7 protein-coding genes and 1 pseudogene are annotated in these 6,966 nt (G+C 70.8%); 1 reads left to right on the forward strand and 7 read right to left on the reverse strand.

Going from position 1 to position 6,966, the window contains the following annotated elements; translation table 11 throughout:
- Together CA983_RS38440 and CA983_RS38445 are read right to left on the reverse strand one after the other, a co-directional pair.
- Positions 1-231: pseudogene (locus CA983_RS38440) on the reverse strand (IS982 family transposase); the annotation flags it as partial.
- A gap of 207 nt (positions 232-438) precedes the next feature.
- Positions 439-1,065 carry a DUF305 domain-containing protein gene (locus tag CA983_RS38445; protein ID WP_086605352.1) on the reverse strand — a complete coding sequence of 209 codons (627 nt, stop codon included), beginning with the start codon at positions 1,063-1,065 and terminating at the stop codon, positions 439-441.
- A gap of 222 nt (positions 1,066-1,287) precedes the next feature.
- On the opposite strand from CA983_RS38445, the gene CA983_RS38450 reads away from it, so the two are divergent.
- A complete protein-coding gene (locus CA983_RS38450) occupies positions 1,288-2,790 on the forward strand; it encodes an LVIVD repeat-containing protein (protein WP_086605346.1) in 1,503 nt (500 codons plus the stop codon).
- Here CA983_RS38450 and CA983_RS38455 read toward each other — a convergent pair.
- From CA983_RS38455 to CA983_RS38475, 5 genes are all read right to left on the reverse strand, one after another.
- On the reverse strand, positions 2,778-3,464 hold the full coding sequence (locus CA983_RS38455) for a TetR/AcrR family transcriptional regulator (RefSeq protein WP_086605347.1): 687 nt from the start codon (positions 3,462-3,464) through the stop codon (positions 2,778-2,780). The two genes, CA983_RS38450 and CA983_RS38455, sit on opposite strands and share 13 nt — an antisense overlap.
- A gap of 155 nt (positions 3,465-3,619) precedes the next feature.
- Positions 3,620-4,309 (reverse strand): HAD family hydrolase, encoded by a 690-nt coding sequence (locus CA983_RS38460; RefSeq protein ID WP_086605348.1) that lies wholly within the window; start codon positions 4,307-4,309, stop codon positions 3,620-3,622.
- 9 nt (positions 4,310-4,318) lie between these two features.
- Positions 4,319-5,011 (reverse strand): phosphatase PAP2 family protein, encoded by a 693-nt coding sequence (locus CA983_RS38465; RefSeq protein WP_086605349.1) that lies wholly within the window; start codon positions 5,009-5,011, stop codon positions 4,319-4,321.
- 148 nt (positions 5,012-5,159) lie between these two features.
- On the reverse strand, positions 5,160-6,095 hold the full coding sequence (locus tag CA983_RS38470) for a M56 family metallopeptidase (protein ID WP_086605350.1): 936 nt from the start codon (positions 6,093-6,095) through the stop codon (positions 5,160-5,162).
- A gap of 99 nt (positions 6,096-6,194) precedes the next feature.
- Positions 6,195-6,755: a DUF5134 domain-containing protein gene (locus CA983_RS38475; RefSeq protein WP_086605351.1), complete on the reverse strand. Its 561-nt coding sequence runs from the start codon at positions 6,753-6,755 to the stop codon at positions 6,195-6,197.
- Positions 6,756-6,966: the final 211 nt, after the last annotated feature.

Below are 6,966 nucleotides of genomic sequence, written 5' to 3' on the forward strand. Positions count from 1 at the left end.
GTTGTAGGCCGACTGCTGGGGCAGGTAGCGGAAGAGGTGGCCGAGCCGGGCGTGGGCGAAGCGGATCCAGTGCCGGGCGGAGGGAAAGCCGAGCAGGACCTGGGCGACCGCCAGGCACAGCAGTTCGGCGTCCGTGAGTTTCGGGGGTCGCCCGATCCGGCGACAAGGCGCCACGTGGTCGTCGATGAACACGTACAGTGCCGCCAGGAGGGCGTCCAGGTTTGTCTTCACACACTGACCAACGGGCGCCCTTCGCCATGGTCGCGACCAGCACACACATCGGACTCATTCATCTAGGGGTGTCCGCAAAGTCCGTCGTCCGCCCGGAGGGCGGGCCCCGCGGCGTCCGGTGCGTGCTCTGGGGGTACCCCCTGCTCGAAGAGCTTGGGGGAGCGTGCCGGACGTCGCGGGGCAGTGCGGGACTCTGCGGACACTCACCTAGGCCCGCTGGAGCATGTCCCGCATCCGTGTGATCTCGCTCGTCTGCTGGGCGATCACCTCGTCGGCCATCTCCTCGACCCGGATGTTGTTGCCCTGTCCCTTCACGTCCGTGGCCATCGTGATCGCGCCCTGGTGATGGGTCGTCATCAGCGTCAGGAAGAGCTGATCGAAGGCCTTTCCGTCAGCCGCGCGGAGCTCGTTCAGCTGTGCCTCGGTCGCCATCCCGGGCATCGCGGCGTGCTCGTGCCGTTCGGCCTTCAGCGGCTTTCCGTACGATTTCAGCCAGCCCTTCATGGCCTCGATCTCCGGCTTCTGGGCGGCGGCGATCCGTGCGGCGATCCGTTTCACCTTCGCCGACTCGGCGCGCTCCGGGGCGAGTTCGGTCATGACGAGGGCCTGGGCGTGGTGTTCGATCATCATGCGGGCGTAGGAGACATCCGCCGAGTTGGGGGAGTCGTTCTCCGAGTGCTGGTCGGCGGCTTCCTCGGCGGACAGGGTGCGGTTCGCCTCGCCCGGCTTGCCCGGCGCTATCACGGCAGGCCCGTCCGCGGCGGCCGGCTTCCGGTCCGGACCGGAGTCGCACCCCCCGGCCGTGAGTGCGGCCAGGGCGGCCAGCCCCGTCATGACGACGGACGTACGAGACGCGCGGAAGGGCACAACGACCTCCTGTGGCAGGCGTGTTGATGGACACCTGGTGATGCTTACAGCCATTCGGGCATGTTTCGCGGGTCATTGACCCAGCGACTTCTTTAAGACCCTGTTGCGCCTGTTGATATGTGCATGACGAGGACGATACTGCGTGGTGCGTGAACCGTTCCGGAGGGAACGGAACCAGGGAGGAAAACAGTGATCCTGTTGAACGACCGCAGAACACGCCGCAGACGTCTCGGAGCAGGCGCGATAGCCGGCGGACTGCTGGCCGCGCTCCTCGTGGCGGCGCCGGCAGGGGCCACCCCCGACCCGGGGGACGTCCCGCCCAAGCCGAAGGAGGTCTCCAAGAGCGCGCAGGCCGAGGCGCGCGAGGCCATCGAGAACGGTGAGATACCCGGCCGGGACGAGATCGTCCACTCGGCCAACATCGAACACGTCGCCAACATCCCCAAGGACGTGCTGCCCGGCATCAACACGGACCTGGCCTTCCAGGGCAGGTACGCCTTCGCCGGCAACTACGACGGCTTCCGCATCTTCGACATCGGCAACCCGAAGTCACCCAAGACGGTCGCCCAGGTGCTGTGCCCGGGCTCCCAGAACGACATCTCCGTCTCCGGCAACCTGCTGTTCCTGTCCACCGACTCCTCACGCAGCGACAGCAGTTGCAGCAGCACCACGCAGCCGGCGACCGAGAAGTCCTCGTGGGAGGGCATGAAGGTCTTCGACATCAGCGACAAGCGGAACCCGAGGTACGTCGCCGCCGTCGAAACCGCGTGCGGCTCGCACACCCACACGCTGGTGCCCGAGCGGCGGAACGTCTACGTGTACGTCTCCTCGTACTCGCCGGACGCCACGTACCCCGACTGCCGGCCGCCGCACGACGGCATCTCCGTCATCAAGGTGCCGCGCAGCGCCCCCGAGAAGGCGGCGGTCGTGGGCTTCCCCGTGCTGTTCCCCGGTGAGGGCCCGGACGGCGGCGGCAACCCGGGCGGGCCCACCAACCCGGGCGTCATCAAGACCACCGGCTGCCACGACATCACCGTGCTGCCCTCGGCGGACCTGGCCGCGGGCGCCTGTATGGGCGACGGCATCCTGTTCTCCGTCAAGGACCCGGAGCACCCGAAGGTCATCGACCGGGTGCAGGACAACGTCAACTTCTCCTTCTGGCACTCGGCTACCTTCAACCAGAAGGCGAACAAGGTCGTGTTCACCGACGAGCTGGGCGGTGGTCCCGCGCCCACCTGCAACGCGGCGACCGGCCCGAACCGCGGTGCCGACGGCATCTACGACATCGTCGGCAAGGGCGACGAGCGCAAGCTCGTCTTCCGCAACTACTTCAAGATCTCCCGCCACCAGGCGGACACCGAGAACTGCGTGGCCCACAACGGCTCTCTGATCCCGGTGAAGGGCAGGGACCTGATGGTCCAGGCCTGGTATCAGGGGGGTGTCTCCGTCTGGGAGTTCACCGACTCGTCGAAGCCCAGGGAGATCGCCTACTTCGAACGCGGCCCGGCCAGCACCGAACAGCTGACCTTCGGCGGTTCGTGGTCGGCGTACTACTACAACGGCCACATCTACTCGAACGACACCACCAAGGGCTTCGACGTCCTGAAGATCAAGGACCGGCGCACGGACCCGGCACGGTGGGTCCACCTGCGTGAGCTCAACGCGCAGACGCAGCCGGACTACTTCGGCTGACCCTGCGGGTCGCACTCCGGTGCGGCCCCGGTCGCGAAGAACCGCGACAGATCCCTGTCGCCCCTCCCGCCGGAGGCTCCGGTCTCCGGCGGGACACCCAGCTCCCAGTCGAGCCGGTAGCGCTTGAACAACTCGGCCCGCAGCACCGGCACCGGCATCGGCACCCCCGGCACCAGGGCGGCGTACACGGCGCCCATCAGCAGGGCCCGCAGCATCGGGTAGTCGCTGTCGACGTCCCGCGACCCGTGCCGGGCGACGGTGTCCCTCAGCAGTTCGGCCAGGCGCCGCTGTTCCGGGCAGGGCACGAAGCCCTCGGCCTGCAACAGCCCGGCCATGTGCTGGCGCATCAGCACGGGCCGGTCCCTGGCCAGGCCCAGGATCGCGTCGATGGCCCGCGCCATCCGCTCCCGGCCGTCCTCGGCACGCGGCTCGCGCTCCAGCGCCTCCTCCAGCGTGCGGTGCATCAGCCGGTGCACGGCGGACTGCACGAGCTGGCGCTTGCCCGGGAAGTAGTACGAGACCAGCCCGCGGGCCGAGCCCGCCCGGTCGGCGATGTCGCCGAGCGTCGTGGCCTCGAAGCCGCGCTCGCCGACCAGTTCGACCGCCGCTTGGAGAAGCCGCTCCTTCGAACGCCTCCGCAACTCTTCATTGACCGAGGCGCTGCGCGGGGACATGCTGAAACTCCTGCGTTGACTGGCTGCCAGCCAACTATACTCGGAGCCGTCCGGCCAGGACCGCGCGGTCCGGGCCGGTGATGCCGTCTGCCTCGGGCGACACGGGGGATCGTCCGAGGCGGGCGAGCAGACGACCAACTGGCCTGGTGGTGGCCTCAGCTCACCAGGTCCAGGACCGGCCGCAGTCCGTCCGGCCGGTCGGTCACGGGCAGGTGGTCCACGAAGTGCACCCCGCATCCCAGGGCGCTGGCCCCGCCGTCCGCCCTGCGGTCGTCGCCGACCATGAGCGTCCGGCGCGGATCGGCACCGAGCGCCTCGCAGGCGGTGGCGAACAGCCGCGGGTCGGGCTTCTGGATGCCGTGCTCGTACGACAGGACGTACGCGTCGATGTAGCGGTCCAGGCCGTGCTCGCGGAACACCGGGCGCAGGTCCCAGCCGATGTTGCTGACCACCCCTACGGGGATGCCCCGCTCCCGCAGGGTGCGGAGCACCTCCACGGCGTCCGGGTACGGGGACCATGCCGCCGGTGTCATATGGCGGTCGTACAGCGCGTCGTGCAACGCCGGGTCGGGCAGCGTGACCTGGCGGGAGAGGCCGGTGTAGGCGGCCCGGTGCAGTGCGGCGCTCTGGTCCCGGATCAGCCAGGAGCCGGCGAGTTCGGCCGGCACCCGTGCGGGATCACCACCGCCGGGCAGCGCCCCCACTGCCTCAAGCGCCTGCACGGCGGCGGTCAACTCCGCCTCGGTGAAGGGGACTCCGGCGTCGGCCACGACGCCGCGCAGCCAGGAGTCGGTGGACTCGACACGGAACAGCGTTCCGGAGAAGTCGAACAGCACAGCCGTCATGGGGTGATCCTACGAGGCGGTGTCCGAGTGGGTTCGCGGCTGCCGGTGCTGGTGCGCCCACACCGCCAGGGCCACCACCGTCGCGCCCATCAGCCAGCCGCCCACGACGTCCGACGGCCAGTGGACGCCCAGCCAGACACGGGTCAGCCCCACTCCGACCACGGACACGACTGCCACGCTCACGGCCGTACGCCACACGGCACGGCCGACGCCGTGACGGCGCAGGAGCCACAGGAGGAGGCCGCACACGACCGTGGCGGTCATGGCGTGGCCCGACGGGAAGGCCGAGTAGTGGGCCGAGTCGACCGGGTCGGGCCAGACCGGGCGGGGACGGTCCACCAGCGCCTTGAGAGCCTGCTGGAACAGCGTGCCCAGCGTGACGGCCAGCGCCAGCCACAACGCCGTCCAGCGCGCCGCGAGGCGCACCACCAGCCACACCACGACGACCGCGCACAGCAGTCGCATCGTCCACGGGTCCCACACCCAGTCCGTGAGGATGCGGCACGCCTGGGTGACGCCGGATTCCTCGACCGCCCAGCGGTGCGTGGTGGCGGAGATGTCTCCGTCCGCGCTGATCAACGGGCTCCATCTGGTCGCGACGAGGGTCAGCAGCAGGACGGAGCACAGCGCCAGGACACCGGCCGACCGGGCGGTGGTGCGGTGCTGCGGGCGGGGCGGGGAGTCGACGGACGGGGCGTTCATGATGCGATCCTCGCCGAACCGGGGCCTCCGGATCCAGTACGGTGACGATCTTCGCGCCCCGAGCCGCACGCTTCGGCCACCCTGGCACCCCCCTGACGGCCCCGAAATCGGCACGGACGCCACCGGTGCCCCGGAGCATGCGTCCCGGCTATCCCAGCGCCCGCAGCCCCGGTCCGAACGCYACCAGCACCGGCACCACGGGCACCAGTGCGGCCGCCGCCGTCAGCCGCAGCCGGTGGGCCGGGGGCAGACGGTCGGGGGGAGTGAGCAGCCGGTGGACGCGTGCCGGGACATGGGCCTGCGGGGTCGGACAGGGGCCGAAAACACCGCGGTGCTCGTTGAGTTCGACCAGGGCCAGGGCCGTGGTCAGCCGGCCGAAGCGGCGGGACGCCGTGTCGTCGGCGGCGAGTTCGACCAAGCGGTGCATCTCGTCGCGGAACGCGGCGAACACCGGCACCTGCGGAAAGCCGCCCGCCAGGGCGGAGGAGCAGTTCAGCAGCCAGTCGTGCCGGGCCCGCGCGTGCCCCTGCTCGTGGGCGAGCACGGCGTCCAGCTGCCGGCCCTTCAGCCGGCGCAACGCGGCCGTGGTCACGACCAGTTGCGGGGAAGTGCCGGGCTGCCACCAGGCGTCGGGCTGCTCGCTCTCCAGGACGACGAGCCGGCCGGACACGGCCACCTCGCCCGGCAGCAGCGGCGCCCTGACCAGCAGATCGGCACGCCGACGGCGGCCCCGGGCGCGTGCCCCGCCGATCTCGCGGACCAGCATCGCCGCGCTCCACAGCCCGCCGCCGGCCAGCGCCACGGCGGTGGCCGCCGCCCAGGGGCCCGCCGTACCGAGGGCGTAGGCCTCGACGACCGGGGTCGGCGCCGTCGCGAAGACGTGCCCGCCGACCGCGTACCAGGCCGCCGCCGCGCTGAGCGTCATCGCCAGCGCACAGCACACGAGCACGGCCGCCACCACGCACTGCCACACCCACAGCGCCACCACCGGCTCACGATCCGGCCAGTCCGCCCGGGCGAGCAGCCGGGGAGCGACCACTGCGATCAGGGCGCCGAGCAGCAACAGTGCCGCGGGGAGCATCATGAGGCGCAGCCTATGAGTGACGCGCCGCTCAGGGGTACGCCTTGTGGCGCCGAAGTGACGCAGGCAACGGATCCGTACGGCGTACCGGGACGGTCCCGCTCACAGTGTCAGCAGCATCGCCACCATCGAGATCCCCATGGACAGCCGGCAGGCCCGCGCCAGCTCGGGCCGGTCGCCCCACCCGGCGGATCCGCCGCCCCCGGCCCCGCTACCCGCCACGGCGGCCACCGGCACCAGCCGGACGCCGGTCAGCAGCACGTATCCGGCGAAGTAGAGCAGCAGCGCACCCGTCAGGAGCGGGACTCCCGATCCCCCCTGTCCGTGCCCGTGTGCGGGAGCGCCGGCCATGACGACGCACATGTAGACCATGGCCCCGGCCCCCACCAGGTGGTGGAGGTGGTGCGCGCCGGCCCGCGCCGCCCACAGTGCGGGGACCGCGGCCGCCCCGAACACCACCGCGTATGCGGGCCAGGCCCATGAGGGCGGGGTGAACACCGCCGCCGGCACGGCCATCGCGGCCATCCCGAAGCCCATCAGCGCCTCGCCGCCCGCGGCGCTGCGCTCCTCCCCGGCGCTGCTGCGCATCCGCGCCAGGCAGTAGGAGCCGGTCACCGCGCAGAGCGCCACCAGCAGCCAGCCGGACGAAGCCGGTCCGTGCACGCGCACCTCCCCGCTCGACGGTCGGTCAGCTCGCCAGTCGGTCATCGGCAGTCGGTCATCGGCAGTCGGTCATTCGATGCCCGGGCGACGCGGTGCGCACGCGAGCGCAAGGGTGTACACAGGGAGCATTCGAGGGAGCACAGCAGGTGAGAGGCTATGTTTTATAGATAAAATACCTGTTAACCTTACCTCTTGTGAGTAGCGCGACCCC

It is taken from the genome of Streptomyces swartbergensis (assembly GCF_002148965.1).
GTDB classification, from domain to species: Bacteria; Actinomycetota; Actinomycetes; order Streptomycetales; family Streptomycetaceae; genus Streptomyces; species Streptomyces swartbergensis.

Excerpts from the sequence above, each read along its gene's own strand:
- CA983_RS38455 (WP_086605347.1), bottom strand. The coding sequence starts at position 3,464 with ATGTCCCCGCGCAGCGCCTCGGTCAATGAAGAGTTGCGGAGGCGTTCG.
- CA983_RS38460 (WP_086605348.1), bottom strand. The coding sequence starts at position 4,309 with ATGACGGCTGTGCTGTTCGACTTCTCCGGAACGCTGTTCCGTGTCGAG.
- CA983_RS38445 (WP_086605352.1), bottom strand. The coding sequence starts at position 1,065 with ATGACGGGGCTGGCCGCCCTGGCCGCACTCACGGCCGGGGGGTGCGAC.
- CA983_RS38465 (WP_086605349.1), bottom strand. The coding sequence starts at position 5,011 with ATGAACGCCCCGTCCGTCGACTCCCCGCCCCGCCCGCAGCACCGCACC.